Origin of the sequence: Microvirga flavescens, from assembly GCF_003290125.1 — a bacterium.
Taxonomy (GTDB): domain Bacteria; phylum Pseudomonadota; class Alphaproteobacteria; order Rhizobiales; family Beijerinckiaceae; genus Microvirga; species Microvirga flavescens.
In genome coordinates this window covers 464,227-482,633 of record NZ_QMKH01000001.1, presented here as the reverse complement: position 1 = coordinate 482,633, position 18,407 = coordinate 464,227, and the positions used below count along the sequence as shown (strand labels likewise).

Here is an 18,407-nt window from a genome sequence, read left to right as displayed (position 1 = left end):
TCAGCCTTGTTCAAGCAGAATATGTCTGGAGCATGGTGCGAACGGATCCGCTCACTCTAGAGCATGATCAGAACAAGTGGATACCGGTTGTTCGCCCGGATCATGCGGCAATAAAGGAATCTAGAGTCTGATCGTGTTTCAATCAAACACGATCAGACTCTAGACCCGCGATGGCGCGGGCGAAATCCCCGGCCTCGAAGGGTTCGAGATCCGCGACGCCTTCGCCGACGCCGATGAAATGGACGGGCAGGCCGAACTTGGCGGCAAGCGCCACCAGAATGCCGCCCCGTGCCGTGCCGTCGAGCTTCGTCATCACAAGGCCCGAGACGCCCGCCGCCTTGCCGAAGATTTCGACCTGGCTCAGCGCGTTCTGCCCCACCGTGGCGTCGAGAACGAGGAGCGTCGCATGCGGCGCGCTCTCGTCGAATTTCTTGATGACGCGGATGATCTTTTCAAGTTCGGCCATCAGGCCGGCCTTGTTCTGCAGGCGTCCGGCGGTGTCGATGAGAAGAACGTCGGAGCCGTTGGCCTTTGCTTCCTGCAGCGCATCGTAGGCAAGGCCCGCCGCGTCCGCGCCCTGCTCGCGGGAAAGGACGGGCGCGCCGACGCGCTCGCCCCACACCTTCAGCTGCTCGATGGCCGCCGCGCGGAAGGTGTCGCCCGCCGCCAGCATGACGGACAGGCCCTGGTCGCGGAATTTCTGGGAGAGCTTGCCGATGGTCGTGGTTTTGCCTGCGCCGTTCACGCCGACCATCAGGATGACGAAGGGTTTTTTCGCGCGGTCGATGACGAGGGGCATTGCGACCGGCGCGAGGGTCTTTTCCACCTCGCTCGCCAGAATGGCCTTCACCTCTTCGGGCGCGATTTCCTTGTCGTAGCGCCCCTTGGCGATGGCCTCGGTGATGCGGATCGCCGTATCGACGCCGAGATCCGCCTGAACGAGCGCATCCTCGAGTTCTTCGAGCGTGCCCGCATCGAGCTTGCGCTTGGTGAACAGGCTCGTGACGCTGTCGGAGAGCGAGGACGAGGTGCGGCGCATGCCCTGGCGCAGGCGCTGCCACCAGCTCAGGCGCTCGCCTTCCGGTTCGATCTCGCGAAGGGCGACGGCCCCGGTCTGCGCGGGGTCGGTGGGCTGAAGATCCGCGCCCGCCAATTCCGGCGGCACATGCTCCACGGAGGGCAGTTCGTCAAAGCCCGTCACGGGCGGATCGGAGACCGGCTCCGTCTCAGGCGCGGCGGTTTCAGGGGCGGGAGCCTCCGGCGGCGCTTCCTGGCGTCCGAAGAGACGCGACAGGAATCCGGGCTTGTCGGGTTTCGTCTCGGCCATGGGGTCCTCTTCACGCCTCTTGCATTGCTCGCGAAGCCTCGATAGCCGAGGCATCATGAATGCGGAAGAGATAGTATCCCGTCTCCTGTATCGCGATGCCCTGATGCTCGTGATCGACAAGCCTGCCGGCTTGCCTGTCCATCCGGGGCCGAAAGGCGGCGAGACGCTGTTCCATCACCTGGACGCCCTGCGCTTCGGCCTGCCGCGCCGCCCGGAAGCGGCGCACCGGCTCGACAAGGACACGTCCGGCTGCCTCGTGCTCGGCCGCCACGCCAAGGCGTTGGCGCGTCTGGGCGAACTGTTCAAGACCAACGAGATCGACAAGGTCTACTGGGCCGTCGTCGAGGGCGGGCCGGAAGCGGACGCAGGCGAGATCGATCTTCCGCTCGCCCCCAAATCGCCGGATCGCGGCTGGTGGATGAAGGTCGATCCGAAAGGCCAACCCTCGCTGACGAAATGGCGGGTGCTGGGGCGGACAGACGGTCTCACCTTGCTCGAACTGCGCCCCATCACGGGCCGTACGCACCAGCTGCGCGTCCATTGCGCCGAGTCCGGTTTTCCCATCGTGGGCGATCCGATCTACGGCACCGCGCCGCGCTTTCACGGGCCGGGGCTGCATCTTCATGCCCGCGAGATCACCGTGCCGCTCTACCCGAAAAAGCCGCCGATCACGGTCACGGCTCCGGTGCCGGAGCACATGAAGGAGCGCATCCGTGCCTGCGGCGTGAATCCCGACCCGTCCACCATCCCCGACGAAAGCGCCGGCGCGTCAGGTCGATAGGGCGCGCTTCTGCTTCCTGAAACGGTCGAGCTCGGCCTTCCGCTCGGGGGGAAGGGTCCGCCAGTCGCAATCCAGGAGCGCCCCTTCGAGCGCGAGGAGGGCCAGGAAGTTGATGTGACGCCCGAAAACGAATTTCAGGCGATGCCAGGCTTCGATGCTGCCCATCGCGCGAAGGTCGGCTTCCGTCCGGATGCCGATCTCATGGAGCTGACGCTCTGTGACGGGGCCGAGGTTACGCAGTTCGGATAGCCGCTTTTTCATGCTCGCATGTCACTGTACGCCGGTCACGCCGCCACCAGATCCCGGCCGTCGTGCCCCGCGACCGTGATGTCGTGGATCTCGCCCGCTTCGACCGGCGCGGAAAAGCGCACCAGCGTGAACCCTTCCGTGCGACCCACATTGCCGCGCTCAGTGAGGACGCGGCGGCGCGCGCCGATCTCTCCATCAAGGTGCTTCAGCAGAGCCTCTTCACCTTTTTCGCGCAGGCACTTCGCGCGCTCCTTCACCACCTCGCGCGGCACCTGCGGCATGCGAGCGGCGGGGGTGCCGGGGCGCGGCGAGAAGGGGAAGACGTGCAGATGCGTCAGGCCGCATTCCGCGACGATGTCGAGGGAGCGGGCGAACATCTCTTCCGTTTCGGTTGGAAAGCCCGCGATGATGTCCGCGCCGAACACCATGTCCGGACGCAGCTTGCGCACGTCCTCGCAGAAGCGGATGGCGTCATCGCGGGAATGGCGGCGCTTCATGCGCTTCAAAATCATGTCGTCGCCCGCCTGCAGCGAGAGATGCAGATGCGGCATCAGGCGATGATCATTGGCGATGACATCCAAGAGGTCATCATCCGCCTCCACCGAATCGATCGAGGAAATGCGCAGGCGCTCGATATCCGGCACGTGGCGCAAAAGGCTCTTGATGAGAGAGCCGAGTTTCGGCGCACCGGGAAGATCCGCGCCATAGCTCGTGATGTCGACGCCGGTGAGGACGATCTCGCGCGAGCCGTTCTCGATGAGCGTCCGAACCTGTTCCACCACCGCGCCCATCGGCACGGAGCGTGAGTTTCCGCGCCCATAGGGAATGATGCAGAAGGTGCAGCGGTGATCGCAGCCGTTCTGCACCTGCACGAAAGAACGCGTGTGCCCGCGCAGACCATCGATGAGGTGCACGGCGGTTTCCTTCACCGCCATGATATCGTTGACGAGAACCTTCTCGGATGCCCCGACATCAAAACCGCTGAAAGCTTGCCAGCTTTCGGCTTTCATCTTCTCGTGGTTGCCGATCACCTGCGCCACTTCCGGCATCGCGGCGAAGGTCTGCGGCTCGACTTGCGCGGCGCAGCCGGTGACGACAATGCGCGCCTCCGGCTTTTCGCGCGCGATGCGGCGAATGGACTGGCGCGCCTGTCGCGCGGCTTCCGCCGTGACGGCGCAGGTGTTGACGATGATGAGGTCGTTCAGCCCCGCTTCTTCCGCGTGGCGCTGCATCGTCTCCGACTCGACGATGTTGAGACGGCAGCCGAAGGTGACGACCTCGACGGCCATCACGCGGCCCCGGCAAACAGCGACGGTTCGAACGCGCCCTCATGCTCGAGTTCGGTCGGCCCCGTCATCAGCACATGCGCGTCGCTCTCGCGCCATTCGATGGTCAGATCCCCGCCCGGCAGCGAGATGGTGGCCTTGCGCTTCGTGAGGCCGTTGCGGACAGCGGCGACGACAACCGCGCAGGCCGCCGAGCCGCAGGCGCGGGTGAGGCCCGCGCCGCGCTCCCACACGCGCAGCACGATATGGCCGGGGTCGACCACCTGAGCGAGGGAGATGTTCGCCCGTTCGGGAAATTGCGGATGGGTTTCGAGCTGCGGGCCGATGGTGGCGAGATCATAGGCCCCCGCATCCTTCACCCAGAACACGATGTGCGGATTGCCCATGCTCACCGCCGCCGGATTTTGCAGCGCGGGCAGGCCCGGCACCGTGAAGCTGAAATCGATGGCCGTGGTATCGGGGAAGGGATCGCGCAGGGGGATCTCGTTCCAGGCAAGGCGCGGCGCGCCCATGTCCACGGTGAAGACCGTGTCCGAAACCTGCTCCACCGGCAAAAGCCCCGCCTTGGTTTCGAGCGTAAAGCTGTCTCGCGCGCTGCCGCGCATCGCCGGATCTGCCGTCATGGCCCAGGCGACACAGCGCGTGCCGTTGCCGCAGGCGCCGGATTCCGAGCCGTCCGTGTTGTAGATCCGCATAAAGGCGTCCGTGCCGGGGGTTTGCGGATCGTGCAGCACCATCAGCTGGTCGAAATGCGAGCGTGGATCGGCGGCGATGGCCCGCGCCTCGGCTGGGCTGACCGTTAGCGGCGTGCCGCGCAGGTCCAGCACGGTGATCTCGTTGCCGAGGCCGTTCATCTTGAGAAAGCGATGGTTCGCGAGGTGGCTCATGGGCCGTATATGGCGCAAAGCGCGACAAAGCGCGAGTCGGGGATTGGCCTTGAAAGGTCGCCCGGAAAAGAAAAAAGGCCGCTGTTTCCAGCGGCCCGGAGTTTAGGGAGGAAACGCCCAAGAAGGGCATACGACAGGTGACGCCAATCACCGTGTCGCACTGCAACAAATAGAGAGTGCCCATTTCCCCGGCAAGCGCAAAAGGACAGCATCTCTGCCCAATTTTTCAGCAATGTTGTTGCGTCATTCTCGCGCGGGTAGGGCTGCGGGGTGTGCCTGTGATGAAAGGGCGACCTTGGGGCATCTCGCGACCCTGCGAGAGACCTTCTATGATGATGCCCGATACCAGAGTTGATTCGCGCAAGTAGATTGATCATGCGGCTTTTTTCCTGCCTTTCCCGTTTCTCGCTTGCGCTGGCCATCGGGCTTGGTCCCGTGGCGGGGTTTGCGCAGACGCCGCCGCCCGTGGCGAGCACGCCCGTGCCCCCGCCTGTTGCGGCGGAGCCCAGCACGCCTCCGTCCTCTTCCGCCGCTCCCGCGCCGACCCAGCCGCAGGCGGCTGCGCCTCAAGCCGCGCCTGCCTCTCAACCGGCCCCGGCGACTGCGCAGACAGCGCCGCCGGCGACCCCTGCTCCCGCGACAGCGGCTCCTGCCGCTTCGGCCCCCGAAGCGCCTGCGGCGGCTCAGCCTGCCGCGCCGGTGGCGAGCCCTCCGCCGGCTCAGCCGGCCGCTCCCGTTCCCGCGCCGAGCCAACCGGCGCAGGCCGCCCCGGCAACCCCGGCGCCCGTGACCGGCTCTGCCCGCGAAACCCTGGTCCCCGGCCCGGCCGATCCGACGGATGTGCAGGAAGTCACCCTTGCTGCGAAGCCCGCCGCGGTCTTATCCGGCACCAGCACCTGGGACGACGGCTTCACGTCGTTGAAGCAGGCTTTTCAGAAGATCGAGGACGAGTTGAAGAAGGCGGGCATTGCCCCGACAGGCCGCCCGGTGACGGTCTTCGTTCACACGGACGATGCGGGCTTCAAGTTCGACGCCCTGGTGCCCATCGCGCAGGTCCCTGAAGGCAAGACGGAACTGACGCCGGAGATCAAGTTCGGCAAGACGCCGGACGGCAAGGCTTTCCGTTTCGTGCACAAGGACGCCTATGACGAGATCGACGGCACCTACGAGACCATCGCCGCCTATCTCGACGCCAAGGACATCGTGGCGAAGGATGCCTTCATCGAGGAATACGTGACGGACCTGACGACCTCGTCAGACACCAACCTCGAGGTGAACGTCTACGTGCAGCCGAAGTAGCGAGGGTTGGGACGGAAGTCGACCTTAGATGATATAAAGTTGCTAATTTTGCCTTTTGCCTGATACAGGATGCTCGGGAAATCCCTTTTGCGGAGAGCACCATGATCGAGGCGCTTGGTCGGCTCGCCGGTTCATTGCTTATGATAACTCTGCCCGTCTTGGCGGTGGCGGGAGAAGCTTCTCCTCAGTGCTACTCGAATGCGGGCTATCTGATCGTGGAATATGAGCGAAACGGCGAGTTTCCCGATTTCCTCGTCAAACCGAAATCGTCTTCTTCGCAGGAGACGCCCTGCCGCTTCGACCCGCAGCCGCAAGACTTCAGCGATCTGGACACGACGCATAGCGACGATGATCGGACTTATCGCTTCGTGATTTTGAAAGACGATCTGCTGGTCGTCCAGCGTGACCAGGGTGTCGGCGTCACGACATCGTATCTGCTCACGATCGACCTCAAGACGCGCTCCAGCAACGATGAACTGGGCAGTCCCGACGAGGTGGACGTCGTCGACGATTCCCACATCTCCTTCTGGCAAGGGACCGATATAAAGCCAACGAAGAAGAACTGCCCTGAGTATTACAACCCAGCCAAGCTCAAGAAGATGTTCGACGACGCTATAGCGGTGGTTCAGAAAAGGGTGACCTTCGACCTGTCCACGCGACAGCTTGCCGAGCAGAGCGTTACCCGCTGCGTCGCGTTATCCGATTGAGCGAAGTTCCCAGACCTCGCCGGGCCGCAAGGCCCTGAACGTCTCGCCTGAAATTCCAGCTTCCCGCAGAGCGGCGGCAAGCGCTTGCGGCGGTTCCTCGATAGCCTCGTTCGTCAGCTGGAACGTGCCCCAATGGTGACCGAGCGCCTGTGTCGCGCCGAGAAGGCGAAAGGCCTTCACGGCCTCGTCCGGATTCATGTGCTGCGGCTGCATGAACCAGCGCGGCTCATAAGCGCCGATGGGCAGGTGTGCGAGGCGAGGCGCGCCGAAGCGTTCGCGAATGCGGGAGAAGATCGCCCCGTCGCCGAAGCCGGTATCGCCCACATGGTAGAGAACGCCCTGCGGCGTGGTGAGCACATAGGCGCACCACAGGGCCATGCGACGGTCCCGCATGCCGCGCGCCGACCAGTGATAGCTCGGCTCGAAATGCGCGGTCACGCCGTTTGCGAGAAAAAGCGAGGTGCCCCAGTCGCCCGTTTCGACGGCAATCTCCGGGTACCGCCTGCGGATGACAGCGTCATTGCCTAGGGGTGCGATGAAGCGCGGCCGGTCCCGCCGCCAAAGGCGTCCGATGGCGGCCATGTCGAGATGGTCGTAGTGATTGTGCGTGATCAGCACCGCATGGATCGGCGGCAAATCTTCAAAGGCGACGCCGGGTTCGTTCACCCGCTTCGGTCCGGCGAAGGGAAGGGGACTCGCCCTTTTTGCGAAAACCGGATCGACCAGAAGATTGAGCCCGGCGACCTGGACCAGAAACGAGGCATGGCCGATGAGCGTGATGCGCAACCGATCCGACGAGGCAGGCGGCTTTTCCTGAAACGGGCTCGGATAGGCGGCAGGCCATTGCGCCCTTCCGCCCTCGCGCCGCCAGCGCCAGAGATCGGGCAGAGTCTTGTCTCCCGGCTGCTCCTGCGCGAAGAAACGCATGCCGTCGAAATGGTCCGTGACAGGGCCGTTGTAATAGGGGTTGCGGGTGCGCTTCATGCTGGCGGTCGCCTTGCGGGGGAGGGCAGGTGAAACTTTCTTGCCCTGCAGGTCAAGCCGGCAAGGCGCGTCCGTTCCAGTCCGCAGACCCGCATTCCATTGACTCCATAACCTTTTGCGCGTATCCGAACTTCGGAAATCTGTAGAGCGAGCCCTTGAGCCGCCGACCAGCCCTGTGAGGCTGGAGGTCAACGTCCGACAGCGCGATGCGCCCTCGGGCGCTCTTGGTCTTTGGGTTTTGCTCTATGAAGAGAACCCACCCTCATCCTGAGGAGCAGCCGAAGGCTGCGTCTCGAAGGAGGGTCTAGTGGGCTCTGGAGACGCCTCGTCCTTCGAGACGGACCTGACGGTCCTCCTCAGGATGAGGCTGCGAAAGAGCGGGAACGGAAGCGAGGCGATGTCGAACGACACGTTGCGGATCGAGGATGCGGTCAACGAGACCTGCCCGTGGTCGGGGAAACCCATCGCGGCGGATTCGCTCACCCTCTATCACGGTGCGGTGGTCGGCTTCTGCAATCCGGGCTGCCGCGACAAGTTCGAAACGGCGATCCGCCATTTCGAGAATGCGCTTCAGGTGCGCCGGGCTGAATCCGCCCAGAACAGCGAGTGACTTTGATGTTCGACGGCCTTTCCGACAAGCTTTCCAATATTCTCAACAGCCTCACGCGCCGCGGCGCGTTGACGGAAGAGGATGTGAACGCCGCTTTGCGCGAAGTGCGCCGCGCGCTTCTCGAAGCGGACGTTGCCCTCGAAGTCGTGCGCTCCTTCACGGACAAGGTGCGCGCGCGAGCCGTCGGCGCAGAGGTCGTCAAGTCGGTTTCCCCCGGCCAGCAGGTGGTGAAAATCGTTCACGACCAGCTCGTCGAGATGCTGGGCGCGAACGCGGAGGTCATCGACCTCAACGCCACGCCGCCCGTCGCCATTCTCATGGTCGGCCTGCAGGGCTCGGGTAAGACGACGACAACGGCGAAGATCGCGAAGCGCTTGAGCGATCGCGAGAAGCGTAAAGTGCTGCTCGCTTCTCTCGACACGCGCCGCCCCGCCGCGATGGAACAGCTTGCCGTCCTCGGCAAGCAGGTCGGCGTCGAGACGCTGCCCATCGTCACCGGCCAGTCGGCGGTGCAGATCGCGCGGCGCGCGATGGAGGCCGCGCGGCTCGGCGGTTTCGACGTCGTCATGCTCGACACGGCGGGCCGCGTCACCATCGATGAAGAATTGATGCGCGAAGCGGCCGAGGTGAAGGCCGCGACCGATCCGCATGAAGTGTTGCTCGTCGCCGATGCGCTCACCGGCCAGGACGCGGTGAACACCGCGCGCGCCTTCGACGAGCGGCTCGGCGTCACCGGCATCGTTTTGACGCGAATGGACGGCGATGCGCGCGGCGGCGCGGCGCTTTCCATGCGCGCCGTCACGGGCAAGCCCATCAAGCTCATCGGCACGGGCGAAAAGGTCGATGCGCTGGAGGAGTTTCATCCCTCGCGCGTCGCCAACCGCATTCTCGGCATGGGCGACATCGTCTCCCTCGTGGAGAAGGCGGCGGAGAATATCGACGCCGAAAAGGCCCAGCGCATCGCGGAGAAGATGCGCAAGGGCAAGTTCGATCTGGAGGATCTGCGCGATCAGCTCTCGCAGATGGAAAAGATCGGCGGCATCGGCGGCCTGATGGGCATGCTGCCCGGCGTCGCGAAGATGAAATCGCAGCTCGAGAACGCCAATCTCGACGACAAGGTCATCAAGCGCCAGCGCGCCATCATCGATTCCATGACGCCGGCCGAGCGCCGCAATCCGGACATCCTGAAGGCCTCGCGCAAGAAGCGCATCGCCGCCGGTTCCGGCACGAAGCCCGAGGACATCAACAAGCTTCTCAAAATGCACCGCCAGATGGCCGACGTCATGAAGATGATGGGCGGCGGCAAGGCCAAGGGCATGGCGGGCGCGCTTGGAAAAATGTTCGGAATCGGAGGCGGCATGCCGCAGCCCTCGCCTGAACAGATCGAAGCCCTGCAGAAGCAGATGGGCGGCAAGCTGCCGGACTTCCCTGGCACCGGCGCTCTTCCCCCGATGCCGAAGGGCCTTGGTGGAGCACCCGGCCTGCCCGGTCTCGGCGGGCCGAAGATTCCGGGGCTTCCGGGCCTCGGCGGCTTCCCGTTCGGAGGGAAGAAGAAGTGAGTTTTGTCATTCCCGCGCTTCGCGCGCCGGGGATGACACGAAGATCAATCGAAGGACACTAAACAGGAGTTTCCCATGTCCCTCAAAATCCGCCTGACCCGTGGTGGCGCGAAGAAGCGTCCTTACTACCGCATCGTGATTGCCGACTCGCGCTCCCCGCGCGATGGCCGCTTCATCGAGAAGGTCGGCACCTATGACCCGATGAAGCCGAAGGACGATGCCGCCCGCATCACCCTCGACATCGAGAAGATCAAGGCCTGGCTCGCCAAGGGCGCACAGCCGACCGACCGCGTGCTCCGCTTCCTCGACGCCGCCGGCCTCCTGAAGCGCGCTCCGCGCAACAACCCTGAGAAGGCCGTTCCGGGCAAGAAGGCCCAGGAGCGCGCCGAAGCCAAGGCTGCCGCCGCTGCGGCTCCGTCTGAAGGCGAGGCTGCGTAAGCACCATGAAAAAGGAGCGGGGGCGCAATTCTGGCCCTCTCCCCTCTGTGGGAGAGGGTGGCCCTCGCATCAGCGAGGGTCGGGAGAGGGGAGGCGTTCCAACGTCGATCGCGCCCTCTCCCGGCTCGCTCCGCTCGCCACCCTCCCCCGCAAAGGGGGGAGGGTCGATCCTCCTCGGCGAGTTCGGTCGCGCGCATGGCCTGAAGGGCGAAGTGCGGCTGAAATCCATGACCGGCGATCCGCTGGCCATCGGCACCTATGGGCCGCTGCTCACGCAAGCCGGCCAAAAGATCGTTCTGAAAAATCTGCGGCCCGCCCCTGGCGGTGCGCCCGACATGCTGATTACGCAGGTCGAAGGCGTTTCCTCGCGCGAAGGCGCGGAGGCGCTCAATCGCGTGCAAATCTATCTTGAACGCGAAAAACTTCCTCAGGCTGAGGAAGACGAATTTCTTCATGCCGATCTCATCGGCCTTGCTGTCAAGAACGAGGCGGGCGAGACCATCGGCACCATCGTCGCCGTGCCGAATTACGGCGGCGGCGATCTTCTCGAAATCGCGCCGCTGCAGAAGGGCCCGACGGCATTGCTGCCGTTCGTGAAAGCCTTCGTGCCGCATGTTGATCTCGCGCAAAAATGCGTGACGGTCGTTACGCCCGAAGATTTCTTCGAGCCCGCCAGACCGCAGGGCGAGGACGAGGCATGAGCTTCAAGGCGACGATCTTAACCCTGTATCCCGAAATGTTTCCGGGCCCGCTCGGCATTTCGCTCTCAGGCGATGGGTTGGAGCGCGGCCTGTGGAGTCTCGAGGCTCGCAACATCCGCGATCATGGCATAGGCCGTCACAAGAACGTGGACGATACGCCTGCCGGTGGCGGGGTCGGTATGGTGCTGCGCTGCGACGTGCTCGCCGCCGCCATCGACGATGCCGTTCAGCCCGGCGATCCGCGCCCGAAACTTCTCATGACGCCGCGCGGCAAGCCGCTGACGCAGGCCCGCGTGCGCGACCTCGCGGCGGGTCCCGGCGTCGTCATCATCTGTGGCCGTTTCGAGGGCGTGGACGAGCGGGTGATCGAAGGCCGCGACCTCGAAGAGGTCTCCATCGGCGATTACGTGCTCTCCGGCGGCGAGATGGCGGCGATGGTCGTGCTCGATGCCTGCGTGCGTCTCATCCCCGGCGTGATGGGCAAGGAGGCCTCCGGCTTTGAGGAAAGCTTCGAGACGAACCTTCTCGAATATCCGCAATACACAAGGCCTCGCGAATGGGAGGGGCGGCCCCTTCCCGACGTTCTTCTCTCCGGCAACCATGCCGCCATCGAGAAATGGCGGCGGGAGGAGGCCGAGCGGATCACGCGGGAGAGAAGGCCGGATTTGCTGGGCCGCTGAGCCTTCTGTCATCCCGGGGCCGCGCTAGCGGAACCCGGGATCGTCAGCAGAACATAGCGCTCCTCGGCGAGCGATCCGGATCACCTCCGGCGTCCCGGACACGCGCGGAACCGCACCGCTCGACAACCCTTCAAAAACCCTGTATAGCCGCCGCCTCAACTTAAAACAGGACGCCGAAATCCAGTAAGGCTCAGGCTTCGCCCGAGACCTTGCAACGGCAGGAGTTCAAAATGAACATCATTCAGCAGATCGAAAAAGAGCAGATCGAGAAGCTCGGCAAGTCGATTCCCGAGTTTCAGCCCGGCGATACCGTCATCGTCAACGTGAAGGTCAAGGAAGGCGAGCGCTCCCGCGTGCAGGCCTATGAAGGCGTCTGCATCGCCCGTTCCGGCGGCGGCCTCCATGAGAGCTTCACGGTCCGCAAGATTTCCTACGGTGAGGGCGTGGAGCGCGTGTTCCCGGTCTACTCGCCGATGATCGACTCCATCAAGGTCGTTCGCCGTGGCGCCGTGCGCCGCGCCAAGCTCTATTACCTGCGCGACCGTCGCGGCAAGTCCGCCCGTATCGCCGAGCGCGCCGAGAAGGCCACCGCCGCCGAGTAAGCTGCTCGGTCAGCGTCGAAGCTTCGAAAGCGCGGTTCCGGCCGCGCTTTTTTGCATCGGGACATCGTCGATGGAAAACGAGAAGCCTGGCCCGTACGACAAAGGGGTCCTCAGGAAAATCCACGGGAGCTCCGAGGAAACGGTAGCCCTAATGTTTCTCGGATGGTTGATCCCCTGGCCTTGGATGAGGATGGCCGTTCAGGCCGTTTTCATCCTTGTCATGCTCGGCATGTTCTTCCTGTGGCTCATGCGCTTCTCATCCGACCTCATGAAATTGGTGGATGGGATTCGAGGCTTTTTCTAGGACTTCCGAAAAAGCCGAACGCAGAGGCGAACTGACACCTTTCCCCTGACGATAAGTCGGGGTAAAGACCGTTTTGAATAATATCCAACTTCCGGACGCAACAAAATGGCCAAAGCCCGCACCCTCTACGACAAAATCTGGGACGACCATGTCGTCGACCGGCAGGATGACGGGACGTGCCTTCTCTATATTGACCGCCACCTCGTTCACGAAGTGACGAGCCCTCAGGCCTTCGAGGGCCTACGCGTCACGGGCCGTAAGGTTCGCCAGCCGGGCAAGACCCTTGCCGTGGTCGATCACAACGTGCCGACCTCTGACCGTTCGCACGGCATCGAGGATCCCGAATCCGCGACGCAGGTGGCGACGCTTGCGCAGAACGCCAAGGATTTCGGCGTCGAGTATTACAACGAGCTCGACCAGCGTCAGGGCATCGTGCACGTCGTCGGCCCGGAGCAAGGCTTCACGTTGCCGGGCATGACGATCGTGTGCGGCGACAGCCACACCTCGACCCACGGGGCGTTCGGCTCGCTGGCGCACGGCATCGGCACGTCGGAAGTGGAGCACGTTCTGGCGACGCAGACGCTGATCCAGAAGAAGGCCAAGAACTTCCGCGTCACTGTCGACGGCAAGCTGCCGGAAGGCGTGACGGCGAAGGACATCATCCTCTCCATCATCGGCGAAACCGGCACCGCCGGCGGCACCGGCCACGTCATGGAATATGCGGGCGAGGCCATTCGCTCGCTGTCGATGGAAGGCCGCATGACGGTCTGCAACATGGCCATCGAAGGCGGCGCGCGTGCGGGCATGATCGCCCCTGATGAGAAGACCTATGCCTATCTCAAGGACCGTCCGAAATCGCCGAAGGGCGAGGCGTGGGATGCGGCGGTGCGTTATTGGGACTCCTTGCGCACAGACGAAGGCGCGTTCTTCGACACCGAGCTCAAGCTCGACGCCGCGAACCTGCCGCCCATCGTCACCTGGGGCACGAGCCCTGAGGACGTGATCTCGGTCGCCGGCGTGGTGCCGAACCCGGATGACATTCAGGACGAGAACAAGCGTCTCTCCAAGTGGCGCGCGCTCGAATACATGGGCCTGAAGCCCGGCACGAAGATCACCGACATCGCGCTCAACCGCGTGTTCATCGGCTCGTGCACCAACGGCCGCATCGAGGACTTGCGCGCCGTGGCGAAGGTCGTTGAGGGCAGACAGGTTCACGAGGCGGTCAACGCTATGATCGTGCCCGGCTCCGGCATCGTGAAGATGCAGGCAGAGGCCGAAGGGCTCGACAAGATCTTCAAGGCCGCCGGTTTCGACTGGCGCGAACCCGGCTGCTCCATGTGCCTCGCCATGAACGCCGACCGGCTGTCGCCGGGCGAGCGCTGCGCCTCCACCTCGAACCGCAACTTCGAGGGCCGTCAGGGCTTCAAGGGCCGCACGCACCTCGTCTCCCCCGCGATGGCGGCGGCAGCGGCGATTGCGGGCCGGTTCGTGGACATTCGCCAGTGGGCGTAATGTGAATCCGGAGCCGAAGGATCGCGAACAGGAATCCCGTGAAGCGCTTGAGCGCGTCGCGCGGGATTCGGAAACCCTCGGCTCCTCCTCGCTCTCCCGCATGGGCGAGCGCATGCGCGATCATTTCTCCGCGAAGGACGCCATCGGCGATGCGGAAGGCGGCGGCACGGATCCCATCGAATTGTGGGGCCGCCGCATCGGCCGCTCTCTTTCGCTCATCGGCGTCGTGGTGTTGAGCCTGTGGCTTGCCTACCAACTGGGCTTGCTGTGAACATGATCCGCAAGATCATCCCCACGGGAACATTCATCGCATGAGAGACTGGGCGAACTGTCAGGCACCCTCCCTCGATGAGATGGAAGCCCTCGCGCATGATGCGTTCAGGCGCCTGCCGGAAGAGTTCCGTCGGTTGTGCGACGGGGTCGTCATCCGCATCGAGGATTTTCCCGACGACGAGACGTTGCAAGAAATGGGATTCGAGAGCCCCTTCGATCTCCTCGGCCTCTTTCGCGGCATCGGTCTCGCACAAGGGCAGGCCGTGATGCAGACGGGGCAATTCCCCAACATGGTCTGGCTCTACCGCCGCCCGATCCTCGATTACTGGGCGGAGCACGAGGAGACGTTGAGCGATCTCGTCACCCACGTCCTCGTGCACGAAATCGGCCACCATTTCGGCCTCTCCGACGAGGACATGGAAGCCATCGAAGCGGCGGCGGCCTAGCGAACAACCGTTTCCGCTCGTTCTGGTCATGCTCTAAAGATAATCGGGTTCACACTCCGGTGAGTAAGAGCACGTTCCGCCTTAACGGGGGAACGCGAGTCTGTCGGGAGGCGTTTCGTCCTCGAATTCGAAGAGGACGAAACGCCATGCGCAAGATGCATTTTGCCGCTTTGGCGGCGGCTCTTGGGGCGGCCTTCATATTATCGGGGACAGGGCGAGTGGAGGCGCAAGACGGATCGGTCTACCAAAGACCATATGCGCCTCATGCTGTGCGCCCCTACCGTCCGGCTGCTCGCTACCACTACTATAACGGGTACTACTATAGCGGAGTGCCGTATTATGGGCCGGGTCCGTACGATGAGGGTGTGACGGGCGCAATTGGGTCAGGACCGGAATACGGTTTTGCCGAGCCTTATCCGGGCTCTCCCGAACTCTGGCCGCCATGTTTTGAAGGACCGCCTGCCTGCACCGCGGCGGGCTATCCCAATCTTCATTATTACCGGGAAATGGGTCGCTGAGGATCGCGTCTCAGCGGTTGACCCAGTGGGTATCGGCACTGCGTCCCGAGGCGTCAAACTTTCACAAGCCGCACTCGCGTTCCCCACGGGTCGGCGGCTTCGAAACCTTCCGCAACGCTTGAAGCTTGCACGCCCGCTTTCTTCAGGCGTTCTTCCTGCATCGCGAGAAGGTCCGGCGTTTCGATGTTGAGCGAAAACCAGGCAAGGCCGGTGGCTGCTTCGTCGCGTTTGCCGGCTCCCTCGCTTTGCCAGACATTCAGGCCAAGGTGATGGTGGTAGCGTCCTGAGGAGAGGAACGCCGCGCCGTTGCCGCGCCGGGTCGGGTCGAGCCCGATGATGCCGCGATAAAATGCGTCCGCCTGTTCGAGATTGCCGACACGCAGGTGCATGTGGCCGATGCGCAGGCCCTCGGGGGCCTTCGCGTAGTTGCTCACGCGCGGGTCCGTGAGTTGCAGGAGACCGTCCACGTCGAGGTGGTCCGTGCCCATCGTCACCGACCCGGCGTTCCACCGCCAGAGGTCCGGCTCGCGGTCGGAATAGACCTCGACGCCGTTGCCCTCGGGGTCGTCGAGGTAGACCGCCTCGCTGACATGGTGGTCGGCAAAGCCTGTCAGCGGAACGCGGTTTCGCGCCACATGCACGAGCCAGCGCGCGAGGTCCTTGCGGGTCGGCATTAGAAAAGCGGTGTGGTAGAGCCCCGCCGCGCGCGGGGATTCCTCGGCGGCTCCGGCCCGCAATTCGAGGTTCACCAGTGGCACGCCGCCCGCGCCGAGACGGACGCCGCTCGTTGAACGCTCCATCACGGTCAGGCCGATCACGTCGCGGTAGAAATTCGTGGTCGGCTCGATGGCACGAACCTTCAGCGTCACCATGCCGATCCGCATCGGCGTGCGGTTCGCGAAGGTCGGGCCCGCGACGCTGCTCGCCGCCCCTGCCGCCGTTCCCTCGGCCCGGGCCGCAGCGACAGCGGCGACGCTTAAGGAGGAGGCTCCGGCGAGGCTGAGCAGGGTGCGGCGTGTCATGTCGATGGTCATCGCAGAAGCCCTTCCGGTCCGCTGGTCGTTGTCATGGTCACGCTTGCTCTATCCCGCGCCTCGGCGGGCTTGAAGGCCAGGTCAGATCAAGTTTCGGTGAGCCGGACGCTTGAAGAACGGGCCTTGAGGCGTCCTTTCGCATTGCGGGACGAGAGCACAATTTGCTAAGAGGCGGCGACAAGCGAGAAATTCCCGGGGAGGGATGGAAGGTCATGGACAAGTTCACCGTGCTGGAAAGCGTCGCGGCGCCGCTGCGGATCATCAATATCGACACCGATATGATCATCCCGAAGCAGTACCTGAAGACGATCAAGCGCACGGGGCTCGGCACCGGCCTCTTTTCCGAGATGCGCTTCAAGGAAGACGGGTCGGAGAACCCGGATTTCGTGCTCAACAAGCCGGCGTATCGCAACGCCAAGATTCTGGTCGCGGGCGACAACTTTGGCTGTGGCTCCTCGCGTGAGCATGCGCCGTGGGCGCTGCTCGATTTCGGCATCCGCTGCGTGATCTCCACGAGCTTCGCCGACATCTTCTACAACAACTGCTTCAAGAACGGCATTTTGCCGATCACGGTGAGCCCGGAAGACCTCGAGAAGCTCTTCGACGATGCGGATCGCGGCTCGAACGCGACGCTTACCGTCGATCTCGAGGCCCAGGAAATTCGCGGCCCCGACGGCGGCAAGATCCATTTCGATCTCGACCCCTTCCGCAAGCACTGCCTGCTCAACGGCCTCGACGATATCGGCCTCACGATGCAGAAGGCCCCCGCCATCGACAGTTTCGAGAAGAAGCTCGGCGAGCGCGCCTGGGCTTGAATTGCCGCGTCATTCCGGACACCGAAAGGCGATCCGGAATCGTGTGACGAGACGAGCACTTATCCGGTTGAGCGGTCCCGGGCTCCGCTTTGCGGCCCCGGGATGGCAGCTTGAGCGCTGCTTTTCCTTAATCTTAACCAAATTCCCCGCACAGTCGGGGCATGATCCGTTCTTTCTCCTCCCTCGCGCTCGCGGTTGCGGCGCTCAGCATCGCCTCGCCCGCTCTTGCGCAGGCTGATTTCCGTTCGTGCCTATCGAGCCTTCGCGCGCAGGCGGCGGGAAAAGGCATTTCCGGTGCGGCGTTCGACCGCGCCGCGCGCGGCATCGAGCCGGACTTCAAGATTCTCGAACTCATGGACAACCAGCCGGAGTTCAAGACGCCGATCTGGGATTACCTGACCGCGCTCGTGGACGATGAACGCGTGCAGGACGGCAAGGCCGCCATTGGCAAATGGGGCCAGGCGCTCGCCGCCGCCGAGGCGCGCTTCGGGGTCGACCGTTATGCGATCGCGGGCGTGTGGGGCGTCGAATCCAACTTCGGCAAGGATATCGGCGGACGTCCGCTGGTGCAGTCGCTGGCGACGCTCTCCTGCTACGCCTCGCGCCGGCGCGAATACTTCACCGGCGAGTTGATGGCGACGCTCAAGATCGTCGAGGACGGCGATATCGATCCGGCGAACCTGCGCGGCTCCTGGGCTGGGGCCTTCGGCCACACCCAGTTCATGCCCTCGACCTTCCAGCGCCTCGCCGTGGACGGCGATGGCGATGGGCACCGGGACATCATGACGTCCGTTCCCGATGCGCTGGCCTCCACCGCCAACTTCCTCAAGAAGGCGGGTTGGACGAATGGCCTGCCCTGGGGCTATGAGGTGCGCCTGCCTGCAAGCTTCAGCGCCAACCTTCTCGGCCGCAAATCGAAGCGCCCCCTGTCCGCCTGGGCGGGCATGGGCGTCACCCGCATCGATGGACGTCCGCTCTCGGGCGACTATCCGGCAGGCATCATCGCGCCGGCGGGCCTCAACGGTCCCGCCTTCATCGTCACGAAGAATTTCGATGCGGTCTATTCCTACAACGCCGCCGAATCCTACGGCCTCGCCATCGCGCTTCTCGGCGACCGGTTGAAGGGCCTGCCCGGCATCCGCACCGCCTGGCCGACGGACGATCCGCCGCTCTCCCGCGCCGAGCGCCGCGAATTGCAGCGCCTGCTCACGGCGCGCGGCTACGATGTGGGCGAACCGGATGGCAAGATCGGGAGTAAGACCCGCGACGCCATCAAGGACGTGGAGCGCCAGATCGGCCTCGAACAACGCGGCCGCCCCGGTGGGAAGGTTCTTGAAGCGTTGCGCCGGGCGTAGTTTCATGAGCGTCCCTGCCTGAGAGCCAAGGACGAAGAAG

Annotated in this window: 22 protein-coding genes; 16 read left to right on the top strand and 6 right to left on the bottom strand. The window is 64.0% G+C overall.

The window, feature by feature from the left end; translation table 11 throughout:
• Nucleotides 1-142: 142 nt before the first annotated feature.
• Nucleotides 143-1,327: a signal recognition particle-docking protein FtsY gene (ftsY, locus tag DQW91_RS02120; RefSeq protein WP_112661911.1), complete on the bottom strand. Its 1,185-nt coding sequence runs from the start codon at nt 1,325-1,327 to the stop codon at nt 143-145.
• 55 nt (nt 1,328-1,382) lie between these two features.
• Here ftsY and DQW91_RS02115 point away from each other — a divergent pair, with 55 nt between their 5' ends.
• Complete coding sequence (locus DQW91_RS02115) at nt 1,383-2,108, top strand: RluA family pseudouridine synthase (RefSeq protein WP_112661910.1); 726 nt, start codon at nt 1,383-1,385, stop codon at nt 2,106-2,108.
• Here the strand turns inward: DQW91_RS02115 and DQW91_RS02110 are convergent.
• From DQW91_RS02110 to dapF, 3 genes are read right to left on the bottom strand one after another with little or no spacing between them, the layout of a single operon-like run.
• The gene (locus DQW91_RS02110; protein WP_112661909.1) at nt 2,097-2,369 is read right to left on the bottom strand and encodes a TfoX/Sxy family DNA transformation protein; all 273 of its coding nucleotides are present in this window, start codon (nt 2,367-2,369) and stop codon (nt 2,097-2,099) included. The two genes, DQW91_RS02115 and DQW91_RS02110, sit on opposite strands and share 12 nt — an antisense overlap.
• 23 nt (nt 2,370-2,392) lie before the next feature.
• Complete coding sequence (gene mtaB, locus DQW91_RS02105) at nt 2,393-3,646, bottom strand: tRNA (N(6)-L-threonylcarbamoyladenosine(37)-C(2))-methylthiotransferase MtaB (protein ID WP_112661908.1); 1,254 nt, start codon at nt 3,644-3,646, stop codon at nt 2,393-2,395.
• Nucleotides 3,646-4,530 carry a diaminopimelate epimerase gene (gene dapF / locus DQW91_RS02100; RefSeq protein ID WP_112661907.1) on the bottom strand — a complete coding sequence of 295 codons (885 nt, stop codon included), beginning with the start codon at nt 4,528-4,530 and terminating at the stop codon, nt 3,646-3,648. Before dapF ends, mtaB begins: the two co-directional genes overlap by 1 nt.
• A 375-nt stretch (nt 4,531-4,905) precedes the next feature.
• On the opposite strand from dapF, the gene DQW91_RS02095 reads away from it, so the two are divergent.
• Nucleotides 4,906-5,829 (top strand): GyrI-like domain-containing protein, encoded by a 924-nt coding sequence (locus DQW91_RS02095; RefSeq protein ID WP_112662417.1) that lies wholly within the window; start codon nt 4,906-4,908, stop codon nt 5,827-5,829.
• A gap of 101 nt (nt 5,830-5,930) precedes the next feature.
• Complete coding sequence (locus DQW91_RS02090; RefSeq protein WP_112661906.1) at nt 5,931-6,536, top strand: hypothetical protein; 606 nt, start codon at nt 5,931-5,933, stop codon at nt 6,534-6,536.
• Here DQW91_RS02090 and DQW91_RS02085 read toward each other — a convergent pair.
• A complete protein-coding gene (locus tag DQW91_RS02085; RefSeq protein ID WP_112661905.1) occupies nt 6,525-7,520 on the bottom strand; it encodes an MBL fold metallo-hydrolase in 996 nt (331 codons plus the stop codon). The two genes, DQW91_RS02090 and DQW91_RS02085, sit on opposite strands and share 12 nt — an antisense overlap.
• A gap of 397 nt (nt 7,521-7,917) precedes the next feature.
• On the opposite strand from DQW91_RS02085, the gene DQW91_RS02080 reads away from it, so the two are divergent.
• From DQW91_RS02080 to DQW91_RS16480, 11 genes are all read left to right on the top strand, one after another.
• Nucleotides 7,918-8,130 (top strand): eL24 family ribosomal protein, encoded by a 213-nt coding sequence (locus DQW91_RS02080; RefSeq protein WP_112662416.1) that lies wholly within the window; start codon nt 7,918-7,920, stop codon nt 8,128-8,130.
• Between the two features lie 5 nt (nt 8,131-8,135).
• Nucleotides 8,136-9,689 carry a signal recognition particle protein gene (ffh, locus tag DQW91_RS02075; RefSeq protein ID WP_112662415.1) on the top strand — a complete coding sequence of 518 codons (1,554 nt, stop codon included), beginning with the start codon at nt 8,136-8,138 and terminating at the stop codon, nt 9,687-9,689.
• Nucleotides 9,690-9,764: 75 nt separating this feature from the next.
• Complete coding sequence (gene rpsP, locus DQW91_RS02070; protein WP_112661904.1) at nt 9,765-10,127, top strand: 30S ribosomal protein S16; 363 nt, start codon at nt 9,765-9,767, stop codon at nt 10,125-10,127.
• 5 nt (nt 10,128-10,132) lie between these two features.
• The gene (rimM, locus tag DQW91_RS02065; RefSeq protein WP_112661903.1) at nt 10,133-10,828 is read left to right on the top strand and encodes a ribosome maturation factor RimM; all 696 of its coding nucleotides are present in this window, start codon (nt 10,133-10,135) and stop codon (nt 10,826-10,828) included.
• Complete coding sequence (trmD, locus tag DQW91_RS02060) at nt 10,825-11,508, top strand: tRNA (guanosine(37)-N1)-methyltransferase TrmD (RefSeq protein ID WP_112661902.1); 684 nt, start codon at nt 10,825-10,827, stop codon at nt 11,506-11,508. Before rimM ends, trmD begins: the two co-directional genes overlap by 4 nt.
• 230 nt (nt 11,509-11,738) lie before the next feature.
• Complete coding sequence (gene rplS / locus DQW91_RS02055) at nt 11,739-12,110, top strand: 50S ribosomal protein L19 (RefSeq protein WP_112661901.1); 372 nt, start codon at nt 11,739-11,741, stop codon at nt 12,108-12,110.
• 70 nt (nt 12,111-12,180) lie between these two features.
• The gene (locus tag DQW91_RS02050; protein ID WP_112661900.1) at nt 12,181-12,414 is read left to right on the top strand and encodes a hypothetical protein; all 234 of its coding nucleotides are present in this window, start codon (nt 12,181-12,183) and stop codon (nt 12,412-12,414) included.
• Nucleotides 12,415-12,519: 105 nt separating this feature from the next.
• The gene (leuC, locus tag DQW91_RS02045) at nt 12,520-13,926 is read left to right on the top strand and encodes a 3-isopropylmalate dehydratase large subunit (RefSeq protein WP_112661899.1); all 1,407 of its coding nucleotides are present in this window, start codon (nt 12,520-12,522) and stop codon (nt 13,924-13,926) included.
• A gap of 1 nt (nt 13,927) precedes the next feature.
• Nucleotides 13,928-14,197, top strand: a complete 270-nt coding sequence (locus DQW91_RS02040) for a hypothetical protein (protein WP_112661898.1) — start codon at nt 13,928-13,930, stop codon at nt 14,195-14,197.
• A gap of 40 nt (nt 14,198-14,237) precedes the next feature.
• On the top strand, nt 14,238-14,645 hold the full coding sequence (locus tag DQW91_RS02035; RefSeq protein WP_112661897.1) for a metallopeptidase family protein: 408 nt from the start codon (nt 14,238-14,240) through the stop codon (nt 14,643-14,645).
• A gap of 146 nt (nt 14,646-14,791) precedes the next feature.
• Complete coding sequence (locus DQW91_RS16480; RefSeq protein WP_157961306.1) at nt 14,792-15,163, top strand: hypothetical protein; 372 nt, start codon at nt 14,792-14,794, stop codon at nt 15,161-15,163.
• A gap of 53 nt (nt 15,164-15,216) precedes the next feature.
• Here DQW91_RS16480 and DQW91_RS02030 read toward each other — a convergent pair whose 3' ends face one another.
• Complete coding sequence (locus DQW91_RS02030) at nt 15,217-16,197, bottom strand: VOC family protein (RefSeq protein ID WP_112661896.1); 981 nt, start codon at nt 16,195-16,197, stop codon at nt 15,217-15,219.
• 212 nt (nt 16,198-16,409) lie between these two features.
• On the opposite strand from DQW91_RS02030, the gene leuD reads away from it, so the two are divergent.
• Together leuD and DQW91_RS02020 are read left to right on the top strand one after the other, a co-directional pair.
• Nucleotides 16,410-17,012 (top strand): 3-isopropylmalate dehydratase small subunit, encoded by a 603-nt coding sequence (gene leuD, locus DQW91_RS02025; RefSeq protein ID WP_112661895.1) that lies wholly within the window; start codon nt 16,410-16,412, stop codon nt 17,010-17,012.
• Between the two features lie 161 nt (nt 17,013-17,173).
• Nucleotides 17,174-18,367 (top strand): lytic murein transglycosylase, encoded by a 1,194-nt coding sequence (locus DQW91_RS02020; protein ID WP_112661894.1) that lies wholly within the window; start codon nt 17,174-17,176, stop codon nt 18,365-18,367.
• Nucleotides 18,368-18,407: the final 40 nt, after the last annotated feature.

What these genes read in the sequence shown, in the direction of transcription:
- ftsY (WP_112661911.1), bottom strand. Translation starts at nt 1,327, where the DNA reads ATGGCCGAGACGAAACCCGACAAGCCCGGATTCCTGTCGCGTCTCTTC.
- DQW91_RS02115 (WP_112661910.1), top strand. Translation starts at nt 1,383, where the DNA reads ATGAATGCGGAAGAGATAGTATCCCGTCTCCTGTATCGCGATGCCCTG.
- DQW91_RS02110 (WP_112661909.1), bottom strand. Translation starts at nt 2,369, where the DNA reads ATGAAAAAGCGGCTATCCGAACTGCGTAACCTCGGCCCCGTCACAGAG.
- mtaB (WP_112661908.1), bottom strand. Translation starts at nt 3,646, where the DNA reads ATGGCCGTCGAGGTCGTCACCTTCGGCTGCCGTCTCAACATCGTCGAG.
- dapF (WP_112661907.1), bottom strand. Translation starts at nt 4,530, where the DNA reads ATGAGCCACCTCGCGAACCATCGCTTTCTCAAGATGAACGGCCTCGGC.
- DQW91_RS02095 (WP_112662417.1), top strand. Translation starts at nt 4,906, where the DNA reads ATGCGGCTTTTTTCCTGCCTTTCCCGTTTCTCGCTTGCGCTGGCCATC.
- DQW91_RS02090 (WP_112661906.1), top strand. Translation starts at nt 5,931, where the DNA reads ATGATCGAGGCGCTTGGTCGGCTCGCCGGTTCATTGCTTATGATAACT.
- DQW91_RS02085 (WP_112661905.1), bottom strand. Translation starts at nt 7,520, where the DNA reads ATGAAGCGCACCCGCAACCCCTATTACAACGGCCCTGTCACGGACCAT.
- DQW91_RS02080 (WP_112662416.1), top strand. Translation starts at nt 7,918, where the DNA reads ATGTCGAACGACACGTTGCGGATCGAGGATGCGGTCAACGAGACCTGC.
- ffh (WP_112662415.1), top strand. Translation starts at nt 8,136, where the DNA reads ATGTTCGACGGCCTTTCCGACAAGCTTTCCAATATTCTCAACAGCCTC.
- rpsP (WP_112661904.1), top strand. Translation starts at nt 9,765, where the DNA reads ATGTCCCTCAAAATCCGCCTGACCCGTGGTGGCGCGAAGAAGCGTCCT.
- rimM (WP_112661903.1), top strand. Translation starts at nt 10,133, where the DNA reads ATGAAAAAGGAGCGGGGGCGCAATTCTGGCCCTCTCCCCTCTGTGGGA.
- trmD (WP_112661902.1), top strand. Translation starts at nt 10,825, where the DNA reads ATGAGCTTCAAGGCGACGATCTTAACCCTGTATCCCGAAATGTTTCCG.
- rplS (WP_112661901.1), top strand. Translation starts at nt 11,739, where the DNA reads ATGAACATCATTCAGCAGATCGAAAAAGAGCAGATCGAGAAGCTCGGC.
- DQW91_RS02050 (WP_112661900.1), top strand. Translation starts at nt 12,181, where the DNA reads ATGGAAAACGAGAAGCCTGGCCCGTACGACAAAGGGGTCCTCAGGAAA.
- leuC (WP_112661899.1), top strand. Translation starts at nt 12,520, where the DNA reads ATGGCCAAAGCCCGCACCCTCTACGACAAAATCTGGGACGACCATGTC.
- DQW91_RS02035 (WP_112661897.1), top strand. Translation starts at nt 14,238, where the DNA reads ATGAGAGACTGGGCGAACTGTCAGGCACCCTCCCTCGATGAGATGGAA.
- DQW91_RS16480 (WP_157961306.1), top strand. Translation starts at nt 14,792, where the DNA reads ATGCGCAAGATGCATTTTGCCGCTTTGGCGGCGGCTCTTGGGGCGGCC.
- DQW91_RS02030 (WP_112661896.1), bottom strand. Translation starts at nt 16,197, where the DNA reads ATGACCATCGACATGACACGCCGCACCCTGCTCAGCCTCGCCGGAGCC.
- leuD (WP_112661895.1), top strand. Translation starts at nt 16,410, where the DNA reads ATGGACAAGTTCACCGTGCTGGAAAGCGTCGCGGCGCCGCTGCGGATC.
- DQW91_RS02020 (WP_112661894.1), top strand. Translation starts at nt 17,174, where the DNA reads ATGATCCGTTCTTTCTCCTCCCTCGCGCTCGCGGTTGCGGCGCTCAGC.